This is a genomic window from Rhodococcus sp. AZ1 (genome assembly GCF_054979605.1).
In genome coordinates this window covers 49,953-64,811 of sequence record NZ_JBUEQF010000010.1, presented here as the reverse complement: position 1 = coordinate 64,811, position 14,859 = coordinate 49,953, and the positions used below count along the sequence as shown (strand labels likewise).

Annotated in this window: 15 protein-coding genes; 9 read left to right on the top strand and 6 right to left on the bottom strand. The window is 68.7% G+C overall.

What is annotated here, in order from left to right; translation table 11 throughout:
- Positions 1-104 precede the first annotated feature (104 nt).
- From ACY48E_RS13420 to ACY48E_RS13380, 9 genes are all read left to right on the top strand, one after another.
- Entirely contained in the window at positions 105-929 is an 825-nt protein-coding gene (locus ACY48E_RS13420; protein WP_462872709.1) for a LysR family transcriptional regulator, read from the top strand.
- Positions 930-1,175: 246 nt separating this feature from the next.
- Complete coding sequence (locus ACY48E_RS13415; protein WP_462872708.1) at positions 1,176-2,171, top strand: polyprenyl synthetase family protein; 996 nt, start codon at positions 1,176-1,178, stop codon at positions 2,169-2,171.
- Positions 2,168-3,433: a hypothetical protein gene (locus tag ACY48E_RS13410; RefSeq protein WP_462872707.1), complete on the top strand. Its 1,266-nt coding sequence runs from the start codon at positions 2,168-2,170 to the stop codon at positions 3,431-3,433. The genes ACY48E_RS13415 and ACY48E_RS13410 overlap by 4 nt, the downstream gene beginning before the upstream one ends.
- Positions 3,430-4,476 (top strand): fatty acid desaturase, encoded by a 1,047-nt coding sequence (locus ACY48E_RS13405; protein ID WP_462872706.1) that lies wholly within the window; start codon positions 3,430-3,432, stop codon positions 4,474-4,476. The genes ACY48E_RS13410 and ACY48E_RS13405 overlap by 4 nt, the downstream gene beginning before the upstream one ends.
- A complete protein-coding gene (locus ACY48E_RS13400) occupies positions 4,467-5,270 on the top strand; it encodes a methyltransferase family protein (protein ID WP_462872705.1) in 804 nt (267 codons plus the stop codon). Before ACY48E_RS13405 ends, ACY48E_RS13400 begins: the two co-directional genes overlap by 10 nt.
- Entirely contained in the window at positions 5,267-6,796 is a 1,530-nt protein-coding gene (locus ACY48E_RS13395) for a flavin-containing monooxygenase (protein ID WP_462872704.1), read from the top strand. The genes ACY48E_RS13400 and ACY48E_RS13395 overlap by 4 nt, the downstream gene beginning before the upstream one ends.
- 27 nt (positions 6,797-6,823) lie before the next feature.
- Entirely contained in the window at positions 6,824-7,120 is a 297-nt protein-coding gene (locus ACY48E_RS13390) for a hypothetical protein (protein WP_462872702.1), read from the top strand.
- Positions 7,117-7,932 (top strand): alpha/beta hydrolase family protein, encoded by an 816-nt coding sequence (locus ACY48E_RS13385; protein WP_462872700.1) that lies wholly within the window; start codon positions 7,117-7,119, stop codon positions 7,930-7,932. The genes ACY48E_RS13390 and ACY48E_RS13385 overlap by 4 nt, the downstream gene beginning before the upstream one ends.
- On the top strand, positions 7,929-9,278 hold the full coding sequence (locus tag ACY48E_RS13380) for a M20/M25/M40 family metallo-hydrolase (protein ID WP_462872699.1): 1,350 nt from the start codon (positions 7,929-7,931) through the stop codon (positions 9,276-9,278). Before ACY48E_RS13385 ends, ACY48E_RS13380 begins: the two co-directional genes overlap by 4 nt.
- Here ACY48E_RS13380 and ACY48E_RS13375 read toward each other — a convergent pair.
- From ACY48E_RS13375 to ACY48E_RS13350, 6 genes are all read right to left on the bottom strand, one after another.
- Entirely contained in the window at positions 9,275-9,883 is a 609-nt protein-coding gene (locus tag ACY48E_RS13375; protein WP_462872698.1) for a LysE/ArgO family amino acid transporter, read from the bottom strand. The two genes, ACY48E_RS13380 and ACY48E_RS13375, sit on opposite strands and share 4 nt — an antisense overlap.
- A 21-nt stretch (positions 9,884-9,904) precedes the next feature.
- On the bottom strand, positions 9,905-10,258 hold the full coding sequence (locus ACY48E_RS13370) for an iron chaperone (RefSeq protein WP_462872697.1): 354 nt from the start codon (positions 10,256-10,258) through the stop codon (positions 9,905-9,907).
- Complete coding sequence (locus ACY48E_RS13365; protein ID WP_462872696.1) at positions 10,255-10,929, bottom strand: TetR/AcrR family transcriptional regulator; 675 nt, start codon at positions 10,927-10,929, stop codon at positions 10,255-10,257. The genes ACY48E_RS13370 and ACY48E_RS13365 overlap by 4 nt, the downstream gene beginning before the upstream one ends.
- On the bottom strand, positions 10,926-11,804 hold the full coding sequence (locus ACY48E_RS13360; protein WP_462872695.1) for an SDR family NAD(P)-dependent oxidoreductase: 879 nt from the start codon (positions 11,802-11,804) through the stop codon (positions 10,926-10,928). The genes ACY48E_RS13365 and ACY48E_RS13360 overlap by 4 nt, the downstream gene beginning before the upstream one ends.
- Positions 11,801-13,300: a flavin-containing monooxygenase gene (locus ACY48E_RS13355; protein WP_462872694.1), complete on the bottom strand. Its 1,500-nt coding sequence runs from the start codon at positions 13,298-13,300 to the stop codon at positions 11,801-11,803. Before ACY48E_RS13355 ends, ACY48E_RS13360 begins: the two co-directional genes overlap by 4 nt.
- Before the next feature lie 111 nt (positions 13,301-13,411).
- Complete coding sequence (locus ACY48E_RS13350) at positions 13,412-14,785, bottom strand: wax ester/triacylglycerol synthase domain-containing protein (protein WP_462872693.1); 1,374 nt, start codon at positions 14,783-14,785, stop codon at positions 13,412-13,414.
- Between the last annotated feature and the right edge of the window lie 74 nt (positions 14,786-14,859).

The window sequence follows — 14,859 nt, the reverse complement described above, 5'->3', positions numbered from 1 at the left end:
CTGTCGTCGAATGTCGAATGTCGAATGAGCGCCGATGAGCGCCGATGAGCGCCGGCCGGCGGCGAGTTTGCTCGCGCCCCGGGTGCCCGTTCACAATCGCGGCCGTGGACGTGACGACATCGATGCTCGAATTCTTCGTGGCGATCGTCGATCACCAGGGTCTCGGTCGAGCAGCACGCTACATCGGCGTCGCCCAACCCACCGTCTCGACGGCACTCCGTAACCTCGAGAACGAACTGGGTGTGGAATTGTTTCGCCGCACCGGCAATTCTCTCGAGCTCACCGACGCGGGCGCGTCGATCCTCGAGACCGCTCGAATGACGGTGTTCGAACACCGCGCCACCGAAGCACTCCTCGCGGACCTCACGCGGGGCCGTCGACCCCCTGTTCGCATCGCGGTCGCGGCCGACGCCCACGGCTACATTCACGCCAGGGCGATCCGCGACTTCGTCGAATCCGTGCCCGAGTCTCGGATCGACATCACCACCGTCGCCGCTGCGGGCGAGGCGCTGGACGCGCTGCGCGGCGGATCGGTCACCGCCGCCCTCGTCCTGGCTGCCGACGCGCCGCAGGATCTGCGTATCGAGAGCATCGACGAGCACCGGCTCCACCTGTGTCTCCCGCCCGCCCTCGCCCATGTCGACACCCTCGACGACCTGATCGGCAGTGGCCCGATCCACGTGATCTCGAGCGCGAACACACTGAGCGACGACCTCACCTCGACCTACCTTCGGGGGCGAGGCATCGACACCGTGGTGGTTCTCGGCGGCGCCCCCGCACTCGCGGTTCCCGCACTGGTCGCCGGCGGCGTGGGTGCCGCCGTCATCTCCGACGCGATGGCCCCTCTCGTCAGGGCCGCCGGTGGTCGTGTGCTCGACCTCGACCCCCCGATCGTCGTCCGCACCGCTCTTCTGCTGTACCCAATGTGACATTTGGTCACCATGGATGACCGAATGTCACATTGGGTACAACCACTTACTGATCCATAGAAATACTCACCCCCACCGCACCGGACCATTGCTTCGGCTCAGTCGTGAGTTTTGCCTATGGCCGCCATCACTTTCGGCTATCGCGCTGGTTCGGGTCGCACCCCAACTCCTACTGTCGGTGCGCACTAAGCCGGGCCGAGAACTCGTCGGTCGGATTTCGGCAGATTTCCCGCGGGGGTGAAAGCAATGACATCGGTGCAGCAGTCCGCCGGCGACACGCGCCGACTCGTCGCCCTCGATTCGGTTCAGGACCGACTCGAGGCAATTCTCTCCCCACACCTGGCCTTCGCCGACGTGTACGCCCATGTGCTCGCCGTTCCGGGCAAGCGGGTGCGCGCAGGTCTCGTGTTGGCCTGTACGCAGCTCGTCCCCGACGCCCGTCCGCTCCGGGACACCGACCGCATCGATGCCGCGTGCGCCATCGAGATGCTGCACGAGTCGTCGCTGATCCACGACGACATCTGTGACGGGTCCGCACTGCGGCGCGGGCGAGCGTCGGTTCCCGCCGCGTTCGGTGTCCGTCGTGCGGCTCGATGCGGCTTCCATCTCGCCGGTGTCGCTCTGGACACCCTGGCCTCGGTGATCGATTCCGACCCTGGCGCGTTCACGCGAGTCGGGCGCATCGAGGGGGTGAGCTTCCTCGACGGACTATCCGAGCTGTCCTTCGGTCAGCTGATCGAGGTGGTGCCCCCCGAACTGGACGACGCGGCCCTGCGCCGGCACTACCGCACGGTCGCGCTCGCCAAGACCGGAACGCTGTTCCGGGTGGCCTGCGCGTACGGCGGAACCAGCGGCGGTGTCGACGACGACGGGCTACGCACCCTGATGCGCTACGCGGACAACCTCGCCCTGGCCTTCCAGATCATGGACGACGTCCGCGATATCGAGGGCGGTAGCGCGCTCGGCAAGGACGCGGGGGGAGACCTCGATCGGCGCATCGTCACCTGGCCGGTCATCGAGTGGCTCGCCGCCGACCCGGCCGCGCGGACGCTGTGGCGTGATCGCGCGGTCACCAGTGCACAGTTGCGCCGATCGCTACTCGAGTACCGCGCGACGGACATCGCTCGTTCGGTGGCGGCCGACGCCGTCGACGCCGCGTGCGAATGCCTGAGCGGATTCGTCGACTCGCCCGCCCGCACCTACCTGTTCGATCTGGTCTCGGCGTCGGGATCGCGCGCATGAGCCCGGTCCGCACCCTGATATCCCTGCGCAGCCCGGTCGACGTCGGTGCCCTGCGTGCGGCGCGCACTCCCACCGAGCTCGCCGCGTGCGCCCTCGTTCCCGCTGCCCGCAACCTCGCGCTCGCCATCAGCGTGCTACCCGCCGGTCCCCGCGACGAGGCCACGGCCGCCGTCCTCGCATGCCGGGTCCTCGACGCCTACGAGGACCTCGGGCCACGCGCCGGACTACCGTTCGAGACGGTGCTGATCGCCGCTCGCCACCTGGCCGGGCATCCGGTCGCACCCGCGCCGCTGACCGGCGTCGTGACCTCGCGCGAGAGTGAGATGGTGGATCTCGTTCTCGCCGAACGCATTGCAGATGTACGCGAGTTGATCCGCGCCCTCCCCACCGTCGAGCGTGGGCGTCTTGCCGCGATGCTCGTCGACATCGCCACCGCGATGACCGGCAACCTCGATCGCCCGATGCCCCGCGTCGACTACGGCGAACGGGTGCTCGGCCGCGTCGTCGGCTACGCGTGCGCGGTGGTCGGCACCGAGCCGGCACACGCCAACCTCGGTGAGCTGGCGCGGGCCGCGGGTGCCACCGCGCAGTTGGCGAACGATCTGCGCGACAACGAGGTCCACCGGTACGGGGTCGGGTCGCACGCCGAACTCGTACACGCCATCGTGGTCCGCCTGCTCTCGCCGGCTCTGGGCAGCATCGCCCTCCTCGAGCACGTCGGCCCCCGGGTGCGTCGACGCGAGCGTGCGGCGATCGCTCACATGGCCATCACCACCACGGCCTTTCTCTGCACGGCAGTCGATTCCGCGCCGCCCTACACGCGCCGAGTTCGACCTGCGGCCGCCCTCGCGGCAGCGGCAACGGCCGGCGGATGGCAGCGCATGCTCGGCCGCATCGAACGCAGTGTGGACCGTGCCGTCGGGCAGGTTCTCGGCGCGAGCGCCGAGGCGGGACGGTCGCTGACCCTCTTCGGCGCCGGCGGTCGGGGAGCGCAGGCGTCCCTGATGTCGACGGCCGTCGACGCGACCTTCGCGCTGATCCGCGATCTGCCCGAGGACCAACTCACCGGCGAGCTCACCGCGCACGAGGTCACCTCGATGATGGTGTCCGACCACCTTGCCTTCGGAGCTCTCGAGCGTGTGCACCCGGGCGACGCCGCCGGCATGCACGAGCTGGGTCGACGCTTCCGGGCCGCGGCCGCACCGACCGAACCACCATCCCAGTCGATACCCGTACCACCGCACGCAGGAGTTCCCTCATGACCGGATCCGCTTCCGCGAACGCCGCGCACACCGCCGCACCGAGCCGCACACCCGTGGACGGCTCGTCCGCGGACCGCCCGTCGGATCCGCTCTCGCGCAGAGTATTCCGGCTCGAACATCCTGCCAACGTGGGCCCCCTGACCCACATCGTGCTGTGGGTCGGCTTCCTCGCATTCGGCCTGTTCGTGCCCTTCGCGAGAACCTGGTGGGTCGCGGTACCGCTGATCGTGGTGCTCACCCTGCTCAACTTCTCGCTGACCATCGGCGTGCTCCACATGCACACCCACCGTCCGCTGTTCGTGGCCCGCCGACTCAACCGCCTCGTCGACATCATGTGCACGCTCCCGGCGGCACTCACGGCCGCCGAGATGCGTGAGGTACACGTGCTCAACCATCACCGGTACAACGACGGGCCCGGGGACGTCACCTCGACCGAGGGCCGCGACCGCGGGGTGGGCGCCATCTGGTACTGGCTGCGATACGGCACCATCGTCAAGCGCCACACGATCTCGCAGTTGTTCGCGCGCGATGTGGCCCCGACGCGCCGAACCCGTCGTCACCAGTTCGTGTTCGACTGCACCGTGCTGCTGCTCACCATGGTGGGGCTGTGGCAGCTCGCCGGCACGACCGCGTTCGTTCTGTTCTACCTGGTGCCGATGGCGATCACGCAGGTGAACTCCGGCTACTTCGCCTGGCTCACGCACGCCCCGGCGCGCGGCTTCGAGGACGATCCCAGTACGTCGCTGAACACGGCGGGAAACTGGCTGAACTTCTTCATCTTCAACCAGGGTTACCACAGCGTGCACCACCGTTACCCGGGCGTGCACTGGAGCCAGATCCCCGACAAGCTCGACTACATGAGGCTGGTGGATCCGGCCGTCATCGTCCCGTACTGGATGACCCTGCAGTCGGCGTGGCGCCTGGTCCTGCCGTCGGGCTTTCTCGACGAGACCTACGGCCGACGATGGAAGGCCAAGCTGGACAACCGAATCGAGACCGGATCCGTTCGCTCACGTCTGCTGCCGTGGTTCGCGTGGATCTGATCGACCGCGCGCGGATCCGCGAGGTTCTCACCGATCGCTCGCGGCTGGTACCGCTGCTGATCGCGTTCGGCGTGTACGCCGCGGCGGGCCTGACGGTGCCGTTGCTGCTGCTGTTCTCCGGCGGGTGGTGGTTGCCCAAGACGGTCGATCTCGGCGTGAACCTGCCGCTGGTGGCTGCGATCCCGATCGACGTCGCCCTGATCGCACTGTTCGGCCTGCAGCATTCGGGAATGGCGCGTCCCGCGTTCAAGGCCGCCCTCACTCGCCTCGTCCCACCGGCACTCGAGCGCTCGGTCTACATCACGATGGCCGTCGCCGCGATCTGGCTGCTCTGTCTGGCCTGGGTGCCGGCTCCGCACGTGCTGGTCCGGTTCGACGGCGTGGCCGCGCTCGCGCTCGACGTCGGCTTCTGGGTGGGCGTGGCGCTCGTCTACGCCGCCACCCTGCTGCTCGATCACGCTCATCTGCTCGGCCTGAAGCAGGCCTACCGCCAGTACGTCCTGCAGGTGCCCGACGCCACCGCAGACCGGCTGCAGGTCCACGGGCCGTACCGGCTGGTGCGGCACCCCCTGATGACCGGCCTGCTGTTGGTGTTCTGGTGCTCGGACACCATCACCGTCGGCCGACTGATCTGGGCTGGCGGCCTGACCGGCTACATCGTGCTCGGCACCGTGCTCGAGGAGCGCGACCTGATCGCCCGCTTCGGTGAGTCCTACCGCGCCTACGCCCGTCGGGTGCCGGCCTTCTTCCCCGCGGTGCGGCCGTCGCGCAGACGAGACGGAGCACGCTCGTGACGCCCAGCCGATCCAGCGTGGGGTCCGTGATCGGCGGCCACGTCCACACCCTGATCGTGGGCGGTGGGTTCTCCGGCGTCGGCGCGGCGATCGCCCTGCGCCGCGCAGGTCGCGAGAACTTCGTCGTCCTCGAGCGGGCCGACGACATCGGCGGAACCTGGCGGGAGAACACCTATCCCGGCGCCGGGTGCGACGTGCCCTCGCGGCTGTACTCGTACTCCTACGATCTCAACCCGGACTGGACGCACTCGTTCTCGACGCAGTCGGAGATCGAGGACTATCTCTCCGCGGTGGCGGACCGGCACGAGATCCGCAGCAAGGTCGTGTTCGGGTGCGCGATGGTCTCCGCCCGGTGGGACGCGGGTGCCTCGGTGTGGCGGGTGCAGACCACCCTCGGACCCATCACGGCAGAGATCCTCGTCAGCGCTACCGGGGCGCTGTCCGAGCCGCTGATCCCGCCCATCGAGGGTCTCGAGAGTTTTCCGGGCGAGGTCTTCCACTCCGCCCGCTGGAACCACGACGTCGACCTCACCGGTACCCGCGTCGCCGTGGTGGGTGTCGGGGCGTCGTCGATCCAGATCGTGCCCGCCATCGCCGCGAGCGTCGCCCGACTCGATCTCTACCAGCGCACCGCGCCGTGGATCTTCCCGAAACTCGTGCGGCGCTACCGGCGTCCGGAACGCGCACTGGTTCGTCGAATACCGTTTCTGCTGAAACTGTTCCGAGTGATCCTGTACCTGCTTCGCGAGGTGTACGCGGTCATCCTGATCAAGTTCCCGCCCGCCACGGTCGCACTCGGCCTGATCGCGCGCACCAAACTGCACCTCGACGTGCGCGATCGAGATCTGCGGCGCACCGTCACCCCCACCTATCGAGTGGGCTGCAAGCGGATGCTGATCTCCAACGACTACTACCCCACGCTGGCGCGCCCCAACGTCACCGTGGTCCCGAGCGGCATCGCCCGCGTCGACGGGCGATCGGTCGTCGCCGAGGACGGCACGGCACGAGAGGTCGACACGATCGTGCTGGCAACCGGCTTCCGAGTTCACAACTCACCGAGCTTCGAGCGGATCATCGGGCGCGAAGGGCTCAGCCTGACCGAGACCTTCGAGCGCGATGGAGTGCAGGCGTACAAGGGCACCACCGTCGCGGGCTTTCCCAACGCCTTCCTGATCCTCGGACCCAACGCGGGCCTGGGGTACTCGTCGACGATCCTGATGATCGAGTCGCAGATCCGCTACATCGTCGACGCCGTGTCGACCCTCGACCGCAAGTCCCTGCGCACCGTCGAGGTTCGCCGCGAGGCCCAGCAGCGCTACAACGCACTGATCCGCGCGAAGATGCGCCGCAGCGTGTGGGAGACCGGCGGATGTAGCAGCTGGTTCCTGGACCCGAACGGCACCAACGTCTCCCTGTGGCCGGATTTCAGTTTCCGTTTCCGCGCCCGGTTGCGCCGCTTCGACCTGGACGCCTACCGAACCACCACCGCTCCCGCCGTTGCTGCGCAACCCTCCATCGCCGGCTGAGATCTCCGGGGGTTCTACCCTGGGGTGATGGGCTACCGGATCGTCAACTCCGACGCGCTGACCATCGAACACGTCGGTGCCTACGCCAAACTGCACGCCAACTTCGATCTGGACGGTGTCGGCATCACGTCCGAGGCGATCGGCGTCATCACCTCCATCGAGCATCGCAAGGGCTCCGACGGCGCACTCGAAACCGCCGTCACCGTCCACCTCGGGGTCACACCCGCCACCTACGTCCTCGACGGGTCCTTCCTGCACCTGGGTGAATCCATCGACGACCTCGCCGCCCCCACCCCGGCCGCCGCTGCGGGGCAGAGCCCGTGAGGAGACGGGCAGTACTGGGCATCGGGTTGGCAGCGTGGATCGCGACGGCATGTGGAGGAGGCACCGGGGTGACGACGGCACGGTACGAGCGCCGAGAGTACGGCGGCGACGACAGTCGGTTCGGAAACCTGTATCGGCCCGCGGGTGCACCGCGAGGTGTAGTGGTGGTGATTCACGGCGGATTCTGGCGCAGCCGGTACGACCTGTCCCTCGGTGCTCCGCTGGCCGCGGACCTGGCGGCGAAAGGGTGGGCGGCGTTCAACCTCGAGTACCGACGGGTCGGCAACGGCGGCGGCACACCGGCCACGTTCGACGACATTGCGGCCGGTATCGACTGCCTGCGGGAGACCGACCTCGACCTGAGCAGGGTGATCACGCTCGGGCACTCCGCCGGCGGGCACCTGGCGGTGTGGGCAGCGAGTCGGTTGCGCGACGACCGCTGGGCCGGAGGGGTCCCGGTGACGCATGCGATCTCGCAGGCAGGTGTGCTCGATCTGATCTCTGCCGATGCACAATCATTGGGCGACAACGCCGTTCGCGATCTCCTCGGCCGCGCACCCGGGCCGGACACCGCGCGCTACGACCCCCGGCAGCAGATCCCGCTCGAGATCCCGGTCTGGTGCGTGCACGGCCGAGCCGACGCGAACGTGCCGTTCGCGCAGTCCACGTCGTACGTCGCGGCCGCAACCGCCGCGGGGGCGCGCGCGGAGATGGTCGAGATCGACGGCGATCACTTCGTTCTCATCGACCCCGCGTCCGCCGCCTGGGCGCGAACGCTCCAGATCCTCGACTCCATCGAAAGGACCGCATGAGTATCAGCACCGACCGGTTGCGCCGAGCCGTCACCGACGCCATGCCGCGGCTACGCGCCGATCTCGAGTCGCTGGTCCGCATCGAATCGGTGAGCGCCGACCCCGCTCGCGCGTCGGAGGTTGCTCGCAGCGCCGAGATGGTGGCGGATCTGCTGCGGGCAGAGGGCTTCACGTCCGTCGACATCGTCACCGCCGACGGTGGCCTGCCCGCCGTCATCGCCCACCGGGCCGGGCCCGCGGGCGCCCCGACGGTTCTGCTCTACGCCCATCACGACGTCCAGCCGGAGAACGATCCGGCCGAGTGGGACAGTCCGCCCTTCGAGCCCACCGAACGCGGTGACCGTCTCTACGGGCGCGGAGCTGCGGACGACAAGGCCGGTATCGCGGCGCATCTCGGTGCGATCCGCGCCTTCGGTGACGATCTCCCGGTATCGGTCACGGTCTTCGTCGAGGGTGAGGAGGAGATCGGTTCGAACACCCTTCCCGCCCTCCTCGCCGCGCATCGTGAGGCGTTGCGCTCGGACGTGATCGTGATCGCCGACTCGGCCAACTGGAACATCGGCGAGCCGGCGCTGACCACCACCCTGCGCGGACTGGTGCGCGTCGACGTACAGGTGCGAACCCTCACGCACGCAGTGCATTCGGGCATCTGGGGCGGCCTGGTTCCGGACGCCCTGATCACGCTCTCCCGGCTCATCGCCACCCTGCATCACGACGACGGATCCGTGGCGATCGCCGGATTGTCGTCCGGCCCGGCCGCAGCGGTCGACTATCCGCAGGAGCGGCTTCGCGCGGAGTCCGGCGCAACGGCAGCGGTGCAGTTCATCGGTACCGGCTCGGTGGTCGAGCGACTGTGGACCAGACCCGCACTGAGCATCACCGGTCTGGATGCGCCGAAGGTCGACGGCGCATCCAACACGCTGGTGCCCACGGCCCGGGCTCGGATCAGTATGCGGATAGCCCCGGGGGACACCACTGCCAACGCCGTCGACTGCCTGCACCGGCACCTCACCGCTCACGTGCCGTGGGGGGCCGATCTCACCGTTACGGTGGTCGACACCGGCGAGCCGACGCGCATCGACGCCACGGGTCCGGCCTTCGACGCCGCCCGCGCCGCCTTCACCGAGGCTTGGGACGGTACCGCGCCGATCGACATGGGAATGGGCGGCTCGATCCCCTTCATCGCGGAGTTCGTCGAGGCCTTCCCCGAGGCGAGCGTGCTCGTGACCGGGGTCGAGGATCCCGATACCCGCGCACACGGTGCGAACGAGGGGTTGCATCTCGCCGAGTTCGAGCGCGTGGTCCTGGCGGAGGCTCTGCTGTTGCGCAACCTGGGCACGTCCTAGAACAGCGTGGCCACCAACGATCCTGCGAGGGCGAGCATGAGGAGCCCGATCCCGACGTCGAGCACCTGCCACGACCTCGGGCGCGCGAAGATCGGGCGCAGCAATCGGGCCCCGTAGCCGAGCGAGGTGAACCACAGCACGCTCGCCGTGACCGCCCCCGCAGCGAAAGCCCACCGCGCACTGCCCCTCTCGCGGTTGGCCACCGAACCGAGGAAGACGAGCGTGTCCAGGTACACGTGCGGGTTGAGCCAGGTCAGCGCCAGCGCAGTGCCGACCGACCGCGTGAGTGAGACGGCGGCGGCGGCGTCGACGGTCAACGCCGACGGGTGCCGCGCGCGCCGCAGCGCCATCACCGCGTACACCGCGAGGAACGCGGCGCCGAGCACGGTGACCACGTCGATGGCCTGCGGGAATCGGTCGACCACGGCGCCCACCCCGGCAACCCCGGCCACGATCAGCACGGCGTCGGAGGTCGCGCACACCGCCACGATGGGGCCGATGTGGGTCCCGGTCAGGCCGCTGCGCAGCACGTACGCGTTCTGCGCACCGATGGCCACGATCAGTGACAGCCCAATGCTCACCCCGAGGAACCAGGCACCGACCATGGGCCGGGACAGTACCCCGCCCTAGCCCAGCGCCTGCTCGATCTCCGCCATCCTCGCGCGAACGAGGTGCGCCACCACGTCCTCGTCGACCGGTTCGGTGAGCGGCAGATGCACCGCACCGGTGGTGGTGGTGAATCGCGCGGCCACCTCGGGCAGCCGGGCGATCACGCTGCCGCTGCACGGATAGAACCCGTCGTGCTTCTTCGCGGCCGCGTAGGCGGCAAGATGCTTTCCGTGCCAACGAAATCCCGGCATCGCGTACAGCATGCCCTCCACGGCGTCGGGCGCGGTGGCGGCGATCACGCGGCGAATCACCGCCAGACGTTCGGCTCGCTCGGGGCTCAGTGCGTCGAAGTACTCGGCCGGGGTGCTCACGCCACCGCTCCGATACCCACCATGAACCGCACACCGGCGTCCACCATGGTCTCGAGATCCTCGCGGTAGCCGCCGATACACCACGTCAACGCCACGTGCGAGAGCCCGCCGACGGCGGCGGTGGCCAAGATTCGCGAGGATGGGGCGCCGGGATCGTCGACGGTGGGCACCACCGACTGCATTCGGTCGAGCAGGATCGTGGCGAAGGTATCCATTGCACCGCGCCATGCCACCGTGGTTCGATCACCGGCGCCGAGAATCTCGATCCACACCACCCGCGCGAACGACGGATCGCGGGCGGCGGTGAAGAACGCTTCGAGTGCACGCCGGGCGACGACGGTCAGGTCTGCCTTTCCGTCGGCACCGCGCGAGTCGGCGATGGCGTCGTCGATCGCGCTCACCACGGAGTCGGTCAGGTGCGTCATGCACTCTAGGTACACCGCGAGGAGCAGTTCCTCGGTGCCGTCGAAGTACTGGTAGAAGTACCGGTCGGCAACCCGCGCCTCGCGGCAGAGCCCGCGCACGGTGCACGAGGCGTACCCCACGGTGCCGAACACGACTCGCCCGGCATCGAGCAGTTGCCGCTTGCGCCGCTCGTCGCGCACCAGTGCGCTGGCACCGCCGTAGCGACGACCGGCGTCGTCCACGGCGGCAACCGCCTCGGCGCTCACTGACCCGGTGCCGCCGTGGGCGCAGACTCGACGGCCCGGTCGCCGCCGACCGCGATGGTCGCCGCGCTCGGCGGATAGAGCGAGCGATCGAGCACGTCCGCGAGGTCACGGGCGACGAACTTGTTCATCAGCCACAGCGGCAGTACCCGCACCCCGAGGGCGATCAGGCCCGAGCGCTTGCCCGCGACGATGCGGGTATGTCGCGTGCCCACCTTGTCCAACACCGTCTTCACGAGGTCCTCGGGGGCGGTGCCGAAGTACTTCTCGGCGAAAGCTTTGCTGGCCTCGTACTGCGAGATGTTGGTTCGAACGCCACCGGGATGAACCGCGTGCACCGACACGCCGGTGCCGGCCAGCTCGATGGCGATGCCTTCGGTGAAGCCGCGTACCGCGAATTTCGATGCGCTGTAGTCGACCTGGTTCGGCGAGGCGGTCAGCCCGAACACCGACGAGACGTTGACCAGTGCCGACTTCTCGTGCCGGATCAATTGCGGCAGGAACGCGCGGGTTCCGTGCAGGACGCCGCCGAAGTTGACGGCCATGATGCGGTCGAAGTCCGCGTCGGTCAACGCCCAGAACGGCTTGGTGGGCCCCTCGATCCCGGCGTTGTTGATCACCACCGATGCCGGCCCGAGGGTGTGCTCGACAGCTGCCGCGAACTCGTGGATCTGCGCCGGTGAGGACACGTCGAGAACGTGGGTGTAGACCGCGGGCCCGTCCCCGATGAGCGAGGCGGTCTCGTCGAGCCCGGCGGCGTCGATGTCGGCGATCGCCAGACCTGCCGCGCCGCGGCGTGCCACCTCGAGCGCGTACGCCCGCCCCATGCCCGACGCCGCGCCGGTGATCACCACGACGTGTCCGGCGTAACTCTTCACGAGTTCACCAGGTCCTTGTCGGGTGCCGAGACGTCCGGCGTGGCACCGGTGTGGATGGTGTGCTGGTCCGCACGGAAGTGCTTGGCGTGGCGGCGGAACGTGAAGCTGAAGCCGGGGAACATGGCCACCACGTGACCGTCCTTGGACTTGTACCAGCTGTTGCATCCGCCGTACTGCCACACGGTGCCCTTCATGGCCTTGTGTAGGTGCGCGGTGTACGAGTCCTCGGCGTCGGCGAGCACCTCGATGGAGGTACCGCCCGCCTTGCGGGTGGCGTCGATCGCCCGGCCGATGTATTCCATCTGCGCCTCGATGAGGAAGATCGCCGAGGTGTGTCCGATGCCGGTGTTGGGGCCGGTCACGATGAACAGATTGGGGAAGCCGGGGACGGTGGTGCCCTGGTAGGCGCGCGGGTACGGGCTCCACTTGTCGGCGAGCGTGGCCCCGTCGCGACCGATCACCGGGTAGGAGATCACGCCGTCGGTGGCGTCGTACCCGGTGGAGAAGATGATCAGGTCGAGGTCCACCTTCTGCCCGGTGGTGGTGACGATGCCCGTCGGCGTGATCTCGGCGATGCCGTCGTTCTTGTCGTGGAGGGCAACGTTCTCCCTGGTCAGCGCAGGGTAGAGCGTGTTGGAGAGGATGATGCGCTTGCAGCCGATCACGTAGTCCGGGGTGACCTTGGCGCGCAGCTCGGGATCCTTGATCTCCCGCCGGATCTTGCGTCGAGCGTTGCCACCGGCAACCAGCTCGAGCATCACGCGCGAGTACTTGAAGCCGATGATGCGTGTTTCCAGGGTCAGGTAGATGTAGGTGCGTACGAGCCGCCTGATCAGAGCCAGCTTCAGCAGTCGACGCTGCAGCGGGGTGTAGATCCGGTCCTTACGATCCATGACCCAGTGCGGTGTGCGTTGGAAGACGTCGAGCGTGGCCACCTCCGGTGCGATCGCGGGAATGATCTGCGCGGCGCTCGCGCCGCTACCGATGATCGCGACCCGCTTACCGCTGTGGTCGTAGGAGTCGTCCCAGTCGTTGGTGTGGAACTGGTGACCCTCGAAGGTGTCGCGGCCGGGGAAGTTCGGGATGACGGGGGTGCTGAGAGGCCCGGTGGCGTTGATGAGGAACCGTGCGGCGAACTCGCCGTTGTTGGTCGAGATGTGCCAGTGATCGCCCTTCCAGGTCACGGCCTCGACGTTGGTGTCGGTGTGGGTGCGCTCGAGCAACCCGTTGCTGCTGAGAATGTGCTTGGTGTATTCCTGCAGCTCAGGACCCTCGGCAAAGGTTCGCGACCAGTCGTAGGGCTCGGAGGCGATGGAGTACAGCGGGCTGGGCACGTCCACCGCGGCGCCCGGGTAGTGGTTCTGATTCCACGTTCCCCCCACGAAGGACCGGCGCTCGAGGATGATGAAGTCCTCGATCCCCCGACCGAGGAGCATCTTCGACGCGCACTGGCCGCCGAATCCGCTGCCGATGACGATGGCGGTGTAGGTCTTCATCCATCACTCCTGGTGCCGTGGAAAATCGCATCCGATGACGCGCGTCATCACTTTAAAGTGATGACGCGTGATTCCACAATCCCTACGGCCGATCTCGATGCGCCGACTGCCTCACCGGGCTCCCGGAGCCGCCTCCTCGAGGTGCCGCCGCACCGACTCGGTGATGCACGCCGCGTAGGCACTCGTGTCGGGCATCACCGCAGAATCCACCGTGACACCGAAGCCGACGCGACCGTCCACGGTCCAGATGCTGTGCGCGAGCGTCGTCGGGGCACTGAGCGCGAGCAGAGCCGTCACCACGTCCACCCGTGCCCCGCAGACCGGGCCCATCGGAGTACGCACGTTGGTGTTGGTGAGCACGAACGACGCCGCGGCGGTGGGCGCGGGGCCGGAGCGCCGCGCCATCACCCGGGACAGCGCGCCGATCCCCCACATCACCGGCGCCGGAATCTCCTGGACGACAGGCGGTTCCGGTACCACGGACGCCTTGGCTGCGGCCGACGACGCGACGATCGAACGGAGTTGCGTCGTCAGGTCCGGCGCCTGCGAGTGCACCGACACCGGCACCGCCGTGAAGGCGTTGATGCTCACGCTCCCCGGCTGGGCGACGGGCATCAGTGCAGCCAGTGACCCGTCGGGCGGCTCCCCCACCGACTCCAGGTACATCCGCACCGCACCGGATGCGATGGACAGCAGCACGTCGTTGACCGTCGCGCCCGGACACGAACGCCGAAGGGCGGCGACGTCCGCGAGGTCGACCACACACAACTCCGGCCGCCGGCGGCCCCGCACGGGGCCGTTGAATCGGGTGCCGGGCACCGACGCCGAGGGCCTCACGCGTGGAGCGCCCTGTGATGCCAGCGCGCGCGCCAACCGCACCACCGCGTGCGGTGCACCGAGCACAGCGCCGACCGCGGACGCGGCCCGCGAGGGGCCGTCGGCGCTGATCCGGCGCGGCGACGGCAGGGGCACCGGTTCGGGATTGTCGGGCAGCAGTGCGCGCAGCGTGCCGGCCCACCGCTGCCCGTCGAACGCGGCGTGGTGCCAGTGGAAGGCCAGGATGCTCACGCGCCCGGTCTGCCCGGGCACCCCGCCGACGTCGGGCACGATGTGCGCGCGCCACGACCCGTCGCGTGGATCGAGCACCGAGGCGGCGATCTCGGACAGCAGGTCCTGCACGTCGGGCCACTCCAGGCCGCCGCGATGGGCGAGCACGCGGTCGACGATCACCATGGAGTCGTCGCGCCGCCACTGCGGATAGGCCAGGTGAGCGGGAACCGTGACGAGTCGGCTGATGAACATGTCGTCGTGCGCCGCGCAGCGGGCGAGACGGTCCGCGAGGTGCTCGCGGGTGATCACCGGGGCCATGCCCGCGGAACCCGCGAGAACCCAGTAGTTGACGACGGTGGCCGAGTTCCGGCCGTCCTCGAGAAACAGGTACGCGGCATCGCGCGCCCGCAGCGGCCCCGACGCCGCTGCGCTCACACCGCCGACCGGTGCGAGGTCACCAACTCCTTCATGAAGCTGAAGGATACGCGGGGCGGACCACGTCCGCGGTG